The organism is Roseivirga sp. (assembly GCF_049099775.1).
Classification (GTDB): domain Bacteria; phylum Bacteroidota; class Bacteroidia; order Cytophagales; family Cyclobacteriaceae; genus Roseivirga.
Window position 1 is genome coordinate 112,488 of sequence record NZ_JAGDZM010000007.1, and the last position, 15,598, is coordinate 128,085.

Genomic DNA, 15,598 nt, shown 5'->3' on the forward strand with positions numbered 1-15,598 from the left:
TTAAAATCGATATCCTGTTCTCAAGGTGCTTAAGTTCAGGTCCTTTGGAGATAGCCTGAGTTCCGTATTTACTTCCGGCCACTCTATGCCTACTTCTGCATCATTATACAAGATGCCCGAGTCATATTCCGGTGCATAAAAGTTGTCACACTTATATGAGAAGATAGCCGATTCTGAGATCACCAAAAAGCCATGAGCAAAGCCACGAGGTACCAGAAGTTGGGTTTTATTCTCGCCTGATAAATAAATACCAAACCACCTTCCAAAGGTTGGCGAAGATTCGCGTAGGTCTACTGCCACGTCAAAAACTTCTCCTAAAATAACCCTAACCAATTTGGCTTGTGCATATTCTCCTTTTTGAAAGTGCATACCTCTTAATACACCTTTCGAAGACATGGACTCATTCTCTTGAATCCAATTGTATGAATCAAGTACACTTCCCTTTGTTCGGCTGTCGTTAGACACCTCCATGAAATATCCTCTCTCATCCAAAAATGCTTTTGGCTGTATAAGGTATAAATCGACAAGGGGGGTTTGAGTAATCGTCATGAATTAGAGTACTGTTTGTCGTAATAGCTTTGATAGGCACCAGAGGTGACATTTTCCAGCCACACTTCATTTTCAAGGTACCAGTCAACAGTATTCTCCAGGCCTTCTTCAAATTGAAGGGACGGGATCCAGCCAAGCTCATCCTTGATTTTACTTGCATCAATGGCATACCTCATATCATGACCTGCTCTGTCTTTTACGAAGGTGATAAGTTTTTGAGAGGTGCCTTCATCTCTACCCAACTTCTTATCCATAATGTCACAAAGCAGTCTTACGATGTCTATATTCTTCCATTCGTTAAAGCCGCCGATGTTGTAGGTATCACCGTTTTTGCCCTGATGAAAAACGCTGTCAATGGCAGTTGCATGATCTATTACATACAGCCAGTCTCTAATATTCTCCCCTTTACCATAAATTGGCAGGGGCTTACTGTGCTTTATGTTATTGATACAGAGTGGGAGTAATTTTTCTGGAAATTGATTTGGTCCGTAGTTGTTGGAGCAGTTGGAAACCACTACTGGCAATTTGTACGTATTTGCATAAGCTCGCACAAAATGATCTGAACTAGCTTTAGAGGCTGAGTAAGGTGACTGTGGATCATAAGAGGTATCTTCTAAAAAGAAGCCTTCGTCACCCAGAGAACCATAAACCTCATCTGTAGATACGTGATAGAAACGACAATCATCCATGTTGTCTGCCCATGTTTTTTTAGCTGCATTTAATAAGTTGACCGTACCTATCACATTGGTGTTAACAAAAGCCAGCGGATCCGTAATAGACCTATCCACATGTGACTCAGCCGCTAAGTGTATAACACTGTCAAACTTGTGCTCAGCAAACAGTGCATCTATGAATGCCGCATCACATATATTTCCCTTGATAAAGGTGTAGTTTTCGTGATCCTGAATATCCATAAGGTTCTCAAGATTACCTGCATAGGTAAGGGCATCTAGGTTGTAAACTGAGTAGTCTGGATACTTTCTTATAAATAGCCTAACCAAATGACTTCCAATAAATCCGGCTCCTCCAGTAATCAGAACTTTCTTCATGATGCGAAGCTAGTAAATGCCTCCCACAATACAATTGATCTTTTTAAAGAAATTTTGGGGTTATTTTTAATGAGGCTTTTCGTTGTTATATTTGAATCTAATTTTAATGATGGAACAGATATTTTTAGTAGGAGGAACTTCTTTCTTAGTCACTTTCTTGATGTTTCCAGTATTCATCAAATTCTTCAAGAGACGAAATTTTTTGGATGATCCTGGAGGAAGGAAGATTCATACGGCAAAGACACCTGCTATGGGTGGCTTTCCAATGTTTATTGGTTTCTGTATTGCTCTATTGATTTGGGCCCCATTTGAAACATTGCGAGAAACGAAATATGTTTTAAGTGCTCTCTCAATAATGTTTATAATAGGGTTTCGAGATGATCTAATCAACCTGAGAGCTTTTCAGAAGCTATTTGGGCAGATTGCTGCCGCATTAATAATTGTTACAGTATGTGATATCAGATTAATGTCCCTTTATGGCCTTTTTGGTATTGGTGAAGTTCCATTAGTGATTAGCTATTTAATTTCGGTTTTTACAATTATCGTAATTACCAACGCCTATAATTTGATTGATGGTATTGATGGGTTGGCTGGTTCTGTTGGTGTCATATCGTCAATCTTTTTCGGGACTTGGTTTTATCTTAACGGCTTAGTGTCTTTTTCTTTGATTTCATTTGCTTTTGGAGGGGCATTGCTTGCTTTCTTAAATTTCAACTGGGCACCATCGAAAATATTCATGGGAGACACTGGTTCATTGTTTATAGGGTTCTTTCTATCAATAGCCACAATTAAGTTTATTGATTCTAATTCAATGCTAACCCTAGGTGAATATGCATTTGGTGGTTCTATTGGAACCGCGATGGCTATTTTGATTCTTCCTTTAGCCGACACAGCACGTGTTTTTGTCAAACGTGTGGCAAAAGGTAAGTCTCCTATGCATCCAGATAGAACACATTTTCACCATATCTTGCTAAGACTTGGTTGTAATCATGCACAATCTACAGGTATACTTGTAACAGTTAACATCGTTTTTGTGCTTCTAGCACTGGTTTTGAAGAATTTTACCGATGCTGTTGTAATCCCATCTTTATTAGTCACTGTTTTTGCTTTAGGCACAATTCTCGAGCTAATTTTTAAGTCTGCTATAGACAAAAGAAAAGAAGAGCTTAAAGAGCGAAATCGCGCTCAGAGAAATGAAGCAAAAGTCGTTTCCATCTCTAAGAACGCCGGGTAATTCTATTCCCGTCATTTAATCCTTCTTTTATTTAATTAAATCTTATCTTGCAGAGATCAAGAATCTGTTGCTCTATGCGCTATAATAAAATGAAATGGACTTTAGCACTAGTCCTCTTTTTTTGTCCATATGTAATTCTTGGACAGACTATTCCAGATTTTTCTTCAATTAAGGTTTCTGAACTATCGGATGACCAAGTTCAATCTCTTATTCAACAAGCCACAGCTGCAGGTTATTCTCAAAGCGATATTATTGAACTCGCCAAAGCTCAAGGTGTATCAGTAGGCGATATCTCATTGCTAAGCTCGAGACTAAATGAGATCAATTTGGAGCGAATTTCTGCGCTTTCGCTTTCTCCAGTAGAAGAAACTAGATTAAGAAAGCCTTACCAAGATTCTTTAACGAGATTAAGTAACCTAGAATCGGATATTTTTGGTTTAGATATTTTTCGTAATAGTTCGCTGTTGTCATTTCAGAATGATCTCAATATTCCGACGCCAGAAGATTATCGGCTTGGCCCTGGTGATGAAATTTTCATTGATATTTATGGGCAATCGGAAAGTTACTATCAGGCAGAAGTAAACCCTGAGGGTAATATTCTATTAGAGAACATTGGGCCTGTCGGTGTTTCTGGTTTATCAATTAAACAGGCTAAATCAAAGCTTAGAGGTAAACTGGCAAAGTCCTATACTGGTTTAGGAGGTGACAACCCCAATACATTTTTATCCATATCATTGGGTCAATTAAGAACTATAAGAGTGAGCATAGTAGGTGCGGTTCAGATTCCTGGAACTTATAGAATGAGCTCGTTAGGCTCAGTATTTAACGCCCTTTATTTAGCGGGAGGAATTAAAGAAAGTGGGACATTAAGAGAAGTTAAAGTTTTTAGGAATAGCAAATTGGTCACGGTAGTCGATTTGTATGACTTTATCATAAATGGGAATTCGGATAAGAACATCCGACTTGAAAACGACGATGTCATTATAGTTGGTCCTTACACTAGTCGAATTGAATTGAGAGGAGCCGTCAAGAGACCAGGGAGGTTTGAAATGAAACAGGATGAGTCTTTCGAGACGTTATTAAACTATTCAGGTGGATTTTCGGAAAATGCTTACTCGAAAGAAGTCAAAGTGAATCGGATTGTTGATAATGAACGGGTAATAGCAGATGTTAATACTGGTCAATTCGCGGTTTTCTTACCGAGAACAGGTGATGTTTTTGAAGTTGGACGAGTGCTAGATCGGTATAAGAATAGGGTAATTGTGAAGGGAGCGGTTTTTCGTCCCGGCAATTTTTCAATTAACGAGAACACTACTGTTAAAGGTTTAATTGATAACAATGAAGGTCTAAGACCCGATGCTTTTCTAGAAAAAGCCTATATCACCAGAACAACTAGTGATTTGAATACAGAGACTATTTCATTCAACTTGGGAAAAGTACTAAGCGGTGAGGATAAAGATATTCCATTGATGCAAGAAGATGTCTTGAATATACTTTCGAGAAATGATCTTAAGGCTGAAAGGTATGTGGAGATTTCCGGTGAAGTGAATAATTCTGGAGTATTCGCTTATTCGGAAGGTATGACTTTACAAGATGTTATTTTGTTTGCAGGTGGGTTTAAAGAATCAGCGACGGGAAGAAAAGTTGAAATAACAAGACGGGTTGTTAGTGATAATGATGAAAATTTTGATTTGTCAGAGGTAATAGTGAAAGATATTGGTTCAGACTTCGCAGGTTTAACTAATTCAGAGCCATTTGTCTTAGAACCTTTTGATCATGTCTTTATTCGACGCAATCCGAATTTCCATTTGCAAAAGTTTGTCAGTATCGAAGGACAAGTGATGTACCCGGGCAATTATGCTATGAAAAATCACGGGGAAAGGATCTCGGATATTTTAAAGCGAGCAGGCGGTTTAAATAACTACGCATTTATAGAAGGAGCCACACTGATTAGGCGTACAGAATTTTTTGAAGAGGAGACGGATATAGAGTCTCAAATAGATGACTTGGTTAGATTACAGCAAAGATTACAAAATGAACCTGAAACGCTTACTGAATCTGAGCTTTTACTGATGCGAAGAATTGAGGATAATTTGACAAGGTTAGAAGAGCAAAATGTGAATAATCAATCACTTTCCAGTTTTGCTAAAAGAGAAAGGTTAAAAGAGATTTTAGAGAAGAATTCATTGCTGGGGAACTCACAATTTAAACAGGCAGAAGCAATCGGTATAAAACTTGACGAGATTGTAAAAAGGCCCGGTTCTCCTTCCGATTTATTGCTTGAAGAGGGGGATGTTTTGGTCATCCCGAAAAATATCGAAACAGTAAGATTAAGGGGGAAACTCCTTTACCCCACTACCGTAAGGTTCGAAGAAGGAAAATCCTTGAAGCATTATATAAATAGCGCAGGGGGGTTCGACAACAGAGCAAAGAAAAATGGAACTTACGTTGTTTATGCAAATGGAGAAGTTGCTCGAACTAAAAGGTTTTTATGGTTTAGGTTTTATCCAAAGGCAGCTAGGGGTGCTGAGATTATCGTCCCTGCCAGACCTCTGAAAATTCCGGTGAGAATTCAAGATGTGGTAGCAATCACCAGTGGACTTGCAACCCTTGCTCTCATTGTTAGCCAAATTTCCAATAACAATTCTGGTAACTAAGTATGTCAGTGCAAGACAATCATATGATTAACGAGGAAAAGTTGAACCTGGCATCTGTAATTATAAATGTTCGTCAATGGGTTTTAGGCTTGCTATTATCATGGAAAATAGTACTCCTTGGCAGTATGCTTTCGGGTGCAGTTTTCCTTGCCTATAAAAGCTTAAAACCAACTGTTTACACGGCGGAGACGAGTTTTGTTTTAGAAACAGATAATGGTAGTGGTATAGGTGGTCAACTTTCATCTTTGGCTAGTCTGGCTGGAGTGAATGTCGGTGCCCTTACGGAGAGCAGCAGTCTATTTCAATTAGATAATATAATTGAGCTTTATAGGTCTTATAGAATGCTTAAGAAAACTTTACTTACTAGGTCAGATGGAAGTAACGGTGAACGTCTGATAACACGTTTTGGTAGGGAGTCAAAACAGTTAAATGATTGGTTAGAAGAGGATGTTGATTTTGAAATAGCAAACAATCAAATGGTCGTAAAGCACGATAGTATTCTTAAAGAGGTAACTGAGCTAATTTTAGAAAACCATTTATCTGTTGGTAAACCAAATAGAAAGCTGAGTATATTGAATGTTTCTTATCGATCTAAAGATGCACTTTTTTCAAAGGACTTTAATGAAATCCTAGTAGAACATGTGAATCGCTTCTACAAAGAGACAAGAACAAAAAAGACAGGAGAGAACTTGAAGATTCTTGGAATTCAGGCTGACAGCGTTAAAAAAGTTCTTGATAATAGTTTAATGTTGCTAGCAAATTTTCAAGAAGAGAACCCAAACTTAAATCCCTTGAGTCTTAGTGCTAGAGTACCTATGCAAAAGCTGCAAATAGATGTGCAGGCATCAGGAACTGTATATCAGGAGGTGGTTAAAAATCTCGAAATTGCGAAGATTGCTCACAGAAATAATCAACCATTAATACAGACTATTGATTCACCAGTTTTACCATTGGAAGATGATAAAATGAAATGGTATAAAGCACTTATTATAGGGCTATTAGTAGGTGGTTTTTTATCCGTAATTTTTGTTTCTACAAAGAGAATCTATTATTCCATTACCAAAGATATACCCTGAAAAATACGTCTGCTTAAAGTATTCAACAAGATGAATAGGCCTAGTGTTGCAATAGTATTACTTAATTGGAACTCATTTAATTATACCAATGACTGTTTGGTTTCGCTGGATCAGATTAACTATGATAATGTTGAAATAGTTGTTGTCGACAATGCTTCTTCGGATGATTCGCTGAAAGAATTGGAATTGACTCACCCCAATGTTACTTACATTAAAAATGGAGAGAATTTAGGCTTTACAGGAGGTAATAATGTTGGGATTGAATATGCCCTTGAAAAAGACAATGAATATGTTCTTCTGTTGAATAATGACACTTTGGTAGATCCCGATTTTCTTTCGGAACTAGTCGATTCTATACATCAAGACCCTATGGTCGCTGCGGTACAGCCTAAGATTTATTATAATCATGATAGATCATTGATCTGGCATGCTGGAGGAAAATATTTTCCAGCATTGACATACTCTCAATCTTTGGGAAATAATAAGGAGGATTCTCTTGAATTCAATACAGAAAAACACGTTGATTGGATTACCTGTTGTGCGCTTTTGGTTAAAACTGAAGTTATTAAGGAAGTTGGTATGTTGAGTGACCTTTTCTTTTATGGCTGCTACGATGATGTCGAATTATCCTTAAGAATTCGGAAGGCTGGTTACAATTTAAAGTATTGTCCTAAGTCTATTATTTATCATGCTGTTTTAGCTGCGGCTAGGGGCGATGACAAAAATAAAGAAGGGGTAATTAAACCTTATTTCCACTATCTAGTCAACAGGAATCATTTGATTCTATTAAGACTACAAAAAAATTATTTTTATAAACTCAGTGGCTTTATCTTTCAATTACTGAAAATCGTTAGTTATGTGGTTTATTTTGCGGTAAGAATGAGACCTCGAAAATTCAAGGCTTGTATACATGGGTTTTATCATGGTATTAGTAAACCTTTGAATCCTGAACTACTAAACCATAAGCACTATATTGATCTGTATAAATAATGGATAAATACACACCTATTGACTTGAATAGGATCGCTAATAGTAAAGGTTCTTTTCTTTCGGCTGATCCTTTTCCATTTCTGGTCCTTGATGATTTTATAGATGCTGATCTTGCAAAAGAGTTAGCTTCTGATTTTCCAAAGAAAGATGACAAACGATTATTCGTATATAATAACGCGCTAGAACATAAAATGGCATTGAATGATTGGAATGCTTATCCTTCGAGCACCTATAGATTCTTGCAGTTCTTAAATTCATCCAAAGTTGTAAATGTCTTAAGTGAATTAGTTGGAATTCAGCTATTTCCAGATCATGGGTTGCATGGGGGAGGGTGGCACTTACATGAAAGTGGTGGTAAACTTAACCCTCATCTAGATTATAGTATTCATCCAAAACTAGGCCTTCAAAGAAAGTTGAACCTTATTATTTATCTTTCAGAATCGTGGGAAGAGACGTGGGGAGGACACCTAGGTTTTTGGTCCAATAATGAGCAGGCAACTAGTCCAAGAGATTTATGTCAAGAGACCTCAGTATTGTTTAATAGAGCGGTTTTGTTTGACACGACTTGTGACTCATGGCATGGTATTACAAGAGAAGTTGATTCGCCGAAAGGCCAAACGAGAAACTCTATTGCAGTTTATTATTTAGCACAGCCGTCATCTACAGCTCCGACGAGATCGCGCGCCCTTTATGCCCCAACAGAAGATCAGATGAACGATGAAGGGGTTTTAGAACTAATAAAGAAAAGAGCAGATTTACGTAAGTCATTGGATACTTATAAAACATAGCATGTCGTGAAGGACTTGATTAGATCAATTTCTAAAGCTGCCTCAGTTCGCAACTTTATTAACCTTTCTCTTAATCAAGGAATCAATGTTATAGTAGCAGTTATCGCCACTCCTTTACTTTACACGAGACTTGGTGAGGGTAATTATGGCCTAGTTAACTTGGCGTTGACTATTGTGTTGTTGTCCAGTATGTTGGTTGGTTATGGTTTTAATATCAATGGTCCCAAAAGGCTAGCACTATTAGTAAATAACCCTGCGGAGCAGTCGAGACTAATTAATGAGGTAATTATAACGAGACTGTTACTATCATTGGTTTCTATAGTAGCTCTTTTTGTAGCAGTTACTTTCTTAAATCTTTTTCAAGGTTATAAATCAATTCTTGTTTTTTCCTCAATAATACTCTTAGCAGAGGCAGTCTTTCCAATGTTTATTTTACAAGGTTTAGACAGACTTTATCCAATAGCGTTAAGTAATTTCATTACAAAAGTGGCTTACCTTTTAGGGTTATGGATTGTGGTGAAATCTCCGGAGGATACACGCTGGGTTAACTTTTTACTAGGGTCAATAATGTTAACAACCAATTCTTTTTTATTGGTACGGATATACGTACTGAATAAACTTAGTTTTTATTTAGTAACGGTTAAGAGAGTATGGCAAAGAATAAAGGAAAATTTTCAATTTTTTTCGTACACGTTTGCGGCATATGTTATGGTCAATGGTGGCTTTATACTATTAGGTAATTTTGTTTCAGACATTGAATTAGGACGTTACTCACTTGCCCACAGGGTTGCCATACTCCTCAGATCAATACCTGCCTTTATTGCCCAATCAATTCTGCAGAATGCTTCACGCTTGTATGATAATGACGAAAAGGAACTGGAGGCCTATCTAAAGAAAACGATCAGAAACGGGTTATATATAACATTCGCAATAGGACTTGTTTTTGCTATCGGAGCTCCATGGTTGATATATATATTGTCTCAAGAATATATACCATTTAGCGCAAGAGTCCTTCAAATACTATCTTTTTTACCATTTTTAGCTACGCTTAACTTAAACAATACGATCAGAATTATTGTAATGGAGGAGAAGAGTGTGTTGTCTAGAGCAATTTGGCTTTCCACTTTCTCAATGATTATTATTTCAACTTTTGGTTGTGTATTATTTGGAGGTTACGGGTTGGCCGTTGCTGCAGTAATTTCTGAATTTCTAAATTTCATTATCCATAGGGTTATGTTAAAAAGGACATTGAACCAGCGATTGTCCAAAAAACACTTAAAATGAAGGAAGTCTAAAAAAACGTAGTACCAGATTAATAATAGTTCTAACCTTTCTTTTAAACACTTGGTAAGTATTTTCATCAAAACCATCGTTGTCAAAAGAAGCTTCTCCTGATTTGAGATCAATTGGTTTTTGCCTTACTGCCTTTTCGACAATGACGATGCTATCATAATAGTGAATTGAGTTAACAGATTTAGTGAAGCTTGAGACTTTTAACCCCCTTTGTTCTGAGTGGTAGGCATTCAACCAATCAATAAAGTTTTTACTATACTCTACAAATGTTCCTTTTCGTTTAAATCCTCCCCCAAGCGCTACCTGATAAGAAGTATGTACATCCTCGCACAAGTATACTCCATCGTCCTTCACAAAATCGAATAATTCTTCATAGGTTGTTATTTGCTGCTTCATTGTATGGCCTCCATCGTCTATTAAAATGTCGGGGCGAGGAACACTTTTTTTGATACTTCTTAAAAAGTCTCTATCTGATTGTGAGCCAATCAAAATCTCTATTCCATCTTCTTCTAAAGACTTACACCTCGGGTTAATATCAATTCCGTATATTTTGACTTTATCTCCAAAGTAGTCTTTCCACATCTGTAAACTACCCCCGTGAAAAACACCTATTTCTAATATGACGAGTTCTTTATCCCTATACTTATTAAAATGCCTGTCATAAATGTCAAAATAATGTTTCCACTTATGAATAAGCCTTTTACTATTGTTATTAAAGTACTTTTCAAGGTCTGAGGTACTCTTTATTAGTGATTCTGTTGTCATCGAGAAATTTCTATATCCTTAGTGAAGTATGCCTTCCGGTCTTTTGAAGTTGAAGCCTAAAATACTTTAATACTTTGATCAAGTGTCTTTATTTAATATGTTTTTCAGAGATTTCGTTAAGAATGAAAGATCAAACTGCAAAGGCCTCTTTTTCAATTAGATTTGCATACTTGAGGACTAAGGTATAAGTAGTCTACATTATGAAAACTGTATAAATCAAATGATAAGGAGTGTGTTAATCACTGGTATTGCCGGTTTTTTAGGTAGTAGAATGGCCGATTGGATTTTGGAATACATTCCAAGAATTGAAGTAATAGGTATCGATAACTTAAGTGGTGGTTATAAGGAAAATATAGACGAGCGAATCACATTCTATCAAGTAGATTGTAATGACGACAGTATTTCGGATATTTTTCGAGTTCATTCACCACAAATAGTTTTTCATTTTGCTGCTTATGCTGCTGAAGGCCTGTCACCGTTTATTAGAAAATTCAATTATAATAACAATTTAATTTCTACCGCGAGTATTGTTAATGAATGTATAAAATCAAAAGTTGGACGTCTTGTGTTCAGCAGTTCAATGGCAGTATACGGTAACAGTCGTAGTCCTTTTAATGAAGAAGATGTTCCAAACCCAATTGATCCTTATGGGGTTGCGAAATTTGCGTCTGAAATGGATATAAGGATTGCTGGAATACAGCATGGACTTGATTGGTGCATAATTAGACCACATAACTTGTATGGAGCTAAACAGAACATTTGGGATCCATACAGAAATGTGCTCGGTATTTGGATGCGTCAGCACATTGAACAAAAACCGCTTTCTATATTCGGTGATGGCCTTCAGATAAGGGCATTTAGTTTTGTTGATGATATTTTACCAAGCTTGTGGAATGCAGCTACTTTAAAAGAAGCTTCAAAAGAAATAATCAACCTAGGTTCAAACGTTTCAAATACAATTAATCACGCGGCAGGAGTATTGTTAGAGGTAATGAATGGCGGTAGTATCGTTTATCTTGAAGAGCGACACGAAGTAAAGGAGGCCTTTGTTACCTCCCAAAAGTCTATGGACATATTAAACTTTGAGGACAATACTAATTTGAAAGAAGGCTTGACTAAGATGTGGATTTGGGCTAAATCGCAACCTCCTAGGTCTAGTATTGCCGGGAACGAGTTAGAGTTGAGCAAGGGGCTTTATGGCTATTGGAAGATTTAAAATATTTAAGTATTGGTTTATCTAATACTTTTTTAGCCATAAACGTAATCTGTTATCATAGATAAATGGATTGATAAGAAGAGTACTATTAAGTACTTCTAAGTCATTATACATTTAGGTGTCACAAGAGTCTAATTAGCCTTGTTTTTTTATCATCTCAGATCCTAGACTCAAATGTTTTAGTATTGTCGATTTTATCGTCTATTTTGCCCTAATTAGACCGCATGGAATGCGCAGTAATTGACCAAATCTAAGGATGAAGATTCTTCAGGTACATAACACATATATAGGCAAAACAGGAGAGGAGGCTGTTGTTGAGGAAGAGCGTCAAGTTCTGGAGCAAAACGGTCATAGAGTCATTCAGTTTATCAAAAACAACTCAGATTTTGAGAGTTACTCTAAATTCGAACGGCTAAAAGCGTATACAAAATTAAAATCTTCAAATATCATTGCGGCTGAGTTGACGTCATTGATCAGAGATGAAAAACCCGATATCTGTCATGTTCATAATACTTTTCCACTCATAACGCCCGTCGTATATAAAGTTTGTAAGTCTAATAATCTGCCAGTTGTTAAGACTTTGCATAACTACAAATTAATATGTACGAATAGTTTGCTTTTTACGGAGGGTAAGGTCTGTGAAAAGTGCCTTAATAAAAGCCTTTACAACTCGATAAAATACAAGTGTTATAGAAATTCATATTTAGCCACGGCAGTTCAGGCGAATGTGATTCAGCACCATAGAAGTAAAGGGACTTGGCATCACCTAATTGACCAATATATCTGCCTAACGGAATTCCAGAAGAAAAAAATTCTTTCTGGTAATGGAATACCTAAAGATAAAGCAGTGGTGAAACCGAACTTTATTTCAGAGCCAAATACTGAAATATTGAGAGAGGATTTCTTCTTATTTGTAGGTCGAGTACATGATTCAAAAGGGCTTCAAGACCTTTTAACTTTGTTTCAATCGAGTACGTCTTCAAATTTTGTAGTAATTGGTAAATCTGACGATGTCACCGTGTTTGACGGGTTAAATAATGTGAAGTACCTTGGAGAGCAAGAAAGGTTGGTTGTATTAGAGTATATGCAGCGATGTAAAGCAGTTATATTCCCTTCGATTTATTATGAAGGTATGCCAATCGTAATATTAGAAGCCTTTTCACACAAGAAATTGGTAGTAAGTAGAGATACCGGTGCTATGAGTTCAATGATTATTGACGGGTACAATGGGCTCAAATATGACGACAGTGAGACTTTGGTTCAAGTTGTAGCGGAACTCCAAAGATTCCCAGAATTGGCACGAACATTAGGACAAAATGCTTTCGAGGATTTTAGAAGAAAATATTCCATCGAAAAAGGCTATAAAAATTTAATGAAAGTGTACAATGGCTTGTTGAAACTCAATGCGTAGTTAGATCTAATAGAAGGTGATAGTAATAGCAATTTTCTTATTAATAGCTTACGCTGCTCTTTACATTTATACAATGAAGGCAGTGGTAAAAGGCGACATGAAAGAAGTCTTGTTTTTTGCTATTATTCTCTTTCCCATTTACGCCTTGTTCTTGTCATTTACTTATGAACAGATAGACTCCAAGTTAATTTCTAGAATAATTCAATACTCTAAAGAAGTTATCATCTTTTCGGCTTTTGGCATCTGGTTTTTCGGTTCGAAAAGCTTTGTGAAGCGATATTGGCAAATTTCAGTTTTGGACTGGTTACTAATTGCATTCCTGCTTTTAACGACACTTTTCTTTTTAGCAGGTATTGGTGAAGCTACAATGACCAACAGAGCAATTTATGTGAAGAACATAGCTTTGATAGCAGCATTCTATTTTTTCGGAAGGAATGTAAAAATGAATTTCAAAGACTGGAATCGATTATTTCAAATAATCTTTTTCGTCACAGTCTTGGCTTCTATTCTCGTGACATTTGAAAAATTTTTAGGGACACATTTTCATACCATTGCAGGGTATGCCAAATATAATCTTGACATTAAAGGTGAAGAACCAACTGGAATTTATGGCTTGACTTGGACCTTTGAGGCTGAAGGAGGAAATCCTAGGTACGCTTCTTTTTTTGCCAATCCTCTCGAACTTTCTGCATCGATGCTCATTCCTTGTGCAGCCAGTCTGATCTACTTGATCTCAGTTCCACATAAACCAAACAAGTACAAATACATATTGATATTAGCTTGCTCTTTTATTGCTGTCTTATTTGCTTATTCAAGAGCTTCCTTTGTCGCTTTCTTCTTTATGCTCGGCTTTATAGCTTTTTTGATGAAGTATTATCAAATTTTAATTGCTGCTTTTGTCGGTTTCGTGGTATTTGTAGTTTACATCATACTGTTTGCTTCAGATGAGGTGCTATTTTTCATCATTGATACACTTACTTTTCAGAATTCATCTAGCTTGACACATATTGTAGATTGGTTGAATGCTGTACAGAGTATTATTGCTAACCCTATGGGAATAGGTCTGGCTATGAGTGGAAATGCTGGAGGCGTTGAGAAAGACTTAATTGTTGGAGGTGAAAATCAATTTTTAGTTTACGGTGTTCAAATGGGAGTTATAGGGATGTTGCTCTACATAGGGATACTGTCATTGGGTATCCGAAATTCATGGAAGGCATTTCGTCGAGCCACTAGTCGAGAAGAGTCCATTGTACCATTTGTGGCCGCCTCAGTCAAGTTTGGGTTAATTTTGCCGCTATTTACAGCAAACGCTGAAGTGTATATATATGTGTGCTTAGTTTCTTGGTGGCTTATCGGTTATGCCGAAACACAGTATCAGGCAACTAAAATTAAAACCTCAAAGTTGCGAGTAACAGGAGTTTAGTATGAAAAGAAAGACTCGTGTAATAGTGGACTCGTTTCACCTCATTCAAGCTCTAACTGGGATTAGGACTTATACCACTCAGTTGTGTGAAGGTTTAGAGAACATTGCCGACGATGATGTTGAATATATGATCTGTCCCAATTGGAGGAAGATAAATGAGACTGGTTTTTTAAGAGGTAAGGTAAATGGCATTAAGAAAGTCACTAACCACTTATTATACTTTGTATGGAAGCAAGTTTACCTACCACTTCTTATACTGTTAAAAAGAGCTGATCTAGTTGTTACAACGGATTATTTACTCCCTTTTTTCAAGTTTGGTGCCAAGAGTGTGACAGTCATTCACGATACGTTCTATTGGGATTTAAAAGGGAAATACAATCCAATTTGGAGGTGGTATTTTCTAAAATCTGTTCATTTAGGAATTGAAAAACAAACTGAGATCATAGTTACAAGCGACTATATAAAGGAGAAAGTTGAAGCATTGGGCTTTGAGAGAAGTAAAATGCATGTTGCTTATCAAGCACCGAAAAAACTTGAAATAAAGCACGAATCGTTTGATTTTGCGAAAATCGGATTACCTCACAAAGCACGGTACTTTTTACATGTAGGCATATTTGAAGAAAGAAAAAATCTTAGTGTCTTGGTTGACGCATTTAATAAGCTAATAGAGGAAGATTACTATAAAGACTTTTATCTATTATTAGCTGGTTCAAGAGCTGTTGGGTGGTTTCACGATGACTTCAATAATCTCAAGAAACAGATAGAAAATCTAAATATACAAGGACGAGTCATCATGCCAGGGTTCGTTGATAATGGTATACTAGGAAGTATTTATAAGAATGCCTTCGCATATGTCTTCCCCTCAAAAGAAGAAGGCTTTGGGATTCCAGTAATTGAGGCAATGAGATCTGAAATACCCGTAATTATATCTGATCAAAGAGCTCTAGTTGAAGTTTCAGGAGGGTCGGCTTTAGTTTTTGATTCTAAGAAAAGCGATGATCTTTTTCATCAAATGAAAAGGCTATCGAACCCTGACCTTAGAAAAGATCTGATCGAAAAAGGTACAATTAGGTCTCAAGAATTTACTCAAGAAATATTTGCACACAAATTTCACGAAGTTGTTAAACAAGCCCTAAAATCATAGCTA

The 15,598-nt window shown here is 36.7% G+C and carries 13 protein-coding genes; 10 read left to right on the forward strand and 3 right to left on the reverse strand.

Annotated elements, in window-relative coordinates:
- Together rfbC and rfbB are read right to left on the reverse strand one after the other, a co-directional pair.
- Entirely contained in the window at positions 1–549 is a 549-nt protein-coding gene (gene rfbC / locus JXQ92_RS11505) for a dTDP-4-dehydrorhamnose 3,5-epimerase (RefSeq protein WP_421986764.1), read from the reverse strand.
- Positions 546–1,598 carry a dTDP-glucose 4,6-dehydratase gene (rfbB, locus tag JXQ92_RS11510; RefSeq protein WP_421986765.1) on the reverse strand — a complete coding sequence of 351 codons (1,053 nt, stop codon included), beginning with the start codon at positions 1,596–1,598 and terminating at the stop codon, positions 546–548. The genes rfbC and rfbB overlap by 4 nt, the downstream gene beginning before the upstream one ends.
- 106 nt (positions 1,599–1,704) lie before the next feature.
- On the opposite strand from rfbB, the gene JXQ92_RS11515 reads away from it, so the two are divergent.
- The 6 genes from JXQ92_RS11515 to JXQ92_RS11540 all read left to right on the forward strand — a co-directional run bounded on the left by JXQ92_RS11515 (position 1,705) and on the right by JXQ92_RS11540 (position 9,627).
- On the forward strand, positions 1,705–2,832 hold the full coding sequence (locus tag JXQ92_RS11515) for a glycosyltransferase family 4 protein (RefSeq protein WP_421986766.1): 1,128 nt from the start codon (positions 1,705–1,707) through the stop codon (positions 2,830–2,832).
- 74 nt (positions 2,833–2,906) lie between these two features.
- Entirely contained in the window at positions 2,907–5,489 is a 2,583-nt protein-coding gene (locus tag JXQ92_RS11520; RefSeq protein ID WP_421986767.1) for an SLBB domain-containing protein, read from the forward strand.
- A gap of 2 nt (positions 5,490–5,491) precedes the next feature.
- A complete protein-coding gene (locus tag JXQ92_RS11525; RefSeq protein WP_421986768.1) occupies positions 5,492–6,565 on the forward strand; it encodes an exopolysaccharide biosynthesis protein in 1,074 nt (357 codons plus the stop codon).
- A 30-nt stretch (positions 6,566–6,595) separates the two neighbouring features.
- Positions 6,596–7,555, forward strand: coding sequence for a glycosyltransferase family 2 protein (locus tag JXQ92_RS11530; RefSeq protein ID WP_421986769.1), 960 nt, complete (start codon positions 6,596–6,598; stop codon positions 7,553–7,555).
- Complete coding sequence (locus JXQ92_RS11535; protein ID WP_421986770.1) at positions 7,555–8,343, forward strand: 2OG-Fe(II) oxygenase; 789 nt, start codon at positions 7,555–7,557, stop codon at positions 8,341–8,343. The genes JXQ92_RS11530 and JXQ92_RS11535 overlap by 1 nt, the downstream gene beginning before the upstream one ends.
- Before the next feature lie 6 nt (positions 8,344–8,349).
- On the forward strand, positions 8,350–9,627 hold the full coding sequence (locus JXQ92_RS11540; RefSeq protein WP_421986771.1) for an oligosaccharide flippase family protein: 1,278 nt from the start codon (positions 8,350–8,352) through the stop codon (positions 9,625–9,627).
- Here the strand turns inward: JXQ92_RS11540 and JXQ92_RS11545 are convergent.
- The gene (locus JXQ92_RS11545) at positions 9,619–10,401 is read right to left on the reverse strand and encodes a class I SAM-dependent methyltransferase (protein ID WP_421986772.1); all 783 of its coding nucleotides are present in this window, start codon (positions 10,399–10,401) and stop codon (positions 9,619–9,621) included. The genes JXQ92_RS11540 and JXQ92_RS11545 overlap by 9 nt on opposite strands.
- 220 nt (positions 10,402–10,621) lie before the next feature.
- Here JXQ92_RS11545 and JXQ92_RS11550 point away from each other — a divergent pair, with 220 nt between their 5' ends.
- The 4 genes from JXQ92_RS11550 to JXQ92_RS11565 all read left to right on the forward strand — a co-directional run bounded on the left by JXQ92_RS11550 (position 10,622) and on the right by JXQ92_RS11565 (position 15,595).
- Complete coding sequence (locus JXQ92_RS11550; RefSeq protein ID WP_421986773.1) at positions 10,622–11,617, forward strand: NAD-dependent epimerase/dehydratase family protein; 996 nt, start codon at positions 10,622–10,624, stop codon at positions 11,615–11,617.
- A gap of 256 nt (positions 11,618–11,873) precedes the next feature.
- Positions 11,874–13,028 carry a glycosyltransferase family 4 protein gene (locus JXQ92_RS11555; protein WP_421986774.1) on the forward strand — a complete coding sequence of 385 codons (1,155 nt, stop codon included), beginning with the start codon at positions 11,874–11,876 and terminating at the stop codon, positions 13,026–13,028.
- Between the two features lie 16 nt (positions 13,029–13,044).
- Entirely contained in the window at positions 13,045–14,451 is a 1,407-nt protein-coding gene (locus JXQ92_RS11560; protein ID WP_421986775.1) for an O-antigen ligase family protein, read from the forward strand.
- A gap of 1 nt (position 14,452) precedes the next feature.
- A complete protein-coding gene (locus tag JXQ92_RS11565) occupies positions 14,453–15,595 on the forward strand; it encodes a glycosyltransferase family 4 protein (protein ID WP_421986776.1) in 1,143 nt (380 codons plus the stop codon).
- The last annotated feature ends 3 nt before the right edge of the window (positions 15,596–15,598 follow it).

What these genes read in the sequence shown, in the direction of transcription:
- rfbC (WP_421986764.1), bottom strand. Translation starts at nt 549, where the DNA reads ATGACGATTACTCAAACCCCCCTTGTCGATTTATACCTTATACAGCCA.
- rfbB (WP_421986765.1), bottom strand. Translation starts at nt 1,598, where the DNA reads ATGAAGAAAGTTCTGATTACTGGAGGAGCCGGATTTATTGGAAGTCAT.
- JXQ92_RS11515 (WP_421986766.1), top strand. Translation starts at nt 1,705, where the DNA reads ATGATGGAACAGATATTTTTAGTAGGAGGAACTTCTTTCTTAGTCACT.
- JXQ92_RS11520 (WP_421986767.1), top strand. Translation starts at nt 2,907, where the DNA reads ATGCGCTATAATAAAATGAAATGGACTTTAGCACTAGTCCTCTTTTTT.
- JXQ92_RS11525 (WP_421986768.1), top strand. Translation starts at nt 5,492, where the DNA reads ATGTCAGTGCAAGACAATCATATGATTAACGAGGAAAAGTTGAACCTG.
- JXQ92_RS11530 (WP_421986769.1), top strand. Translation starts at nt 6,596, where the DNA reads ATGAATAGGCCTAGTGTTGCAATAGTATTACTTAATTGGAACTCATTT.
- JXQ92_RS11535 (WP_421986770.1), top strand. Translation starts at nt 7,555, where the DNA reads ATGGATAAATACACACCTATTGACTTGAATAGGATCGCTAATAGTAAA.
- JXQ92_RS11545 (WP_421986772.1), bottom strand. Translation starts at nt 10,401, where the DNA reads ATGACAACAGAATCACTAATAAAGAGTACCTCAGACCTTGAAAAGTAC.
- JXQ92_RS11550 (WP_421986773.1), top strand. Translation starts at nt 10,622, where the DNA reads ATGATAAGGAGTGTGTTAATCACTGGTATTGCCGGTTTTTTAGGTAGT.
- JXQ92_RS11555 (WP_421986774.1), top strand. Translation starts at nt 11,874, where the DNA reads ATGAAGATTCTTCAGGTACATAACACATATATAGGCAAAACAGGAGAG.
- JXQ92_RS11565 (WP_421986776.1), top strand. Translation starts at nt 14,453, where the DNA reads ATGAAAAGAAAGACTCGTGTAATAGTGGACTCGTTTCACCTCATTCAA.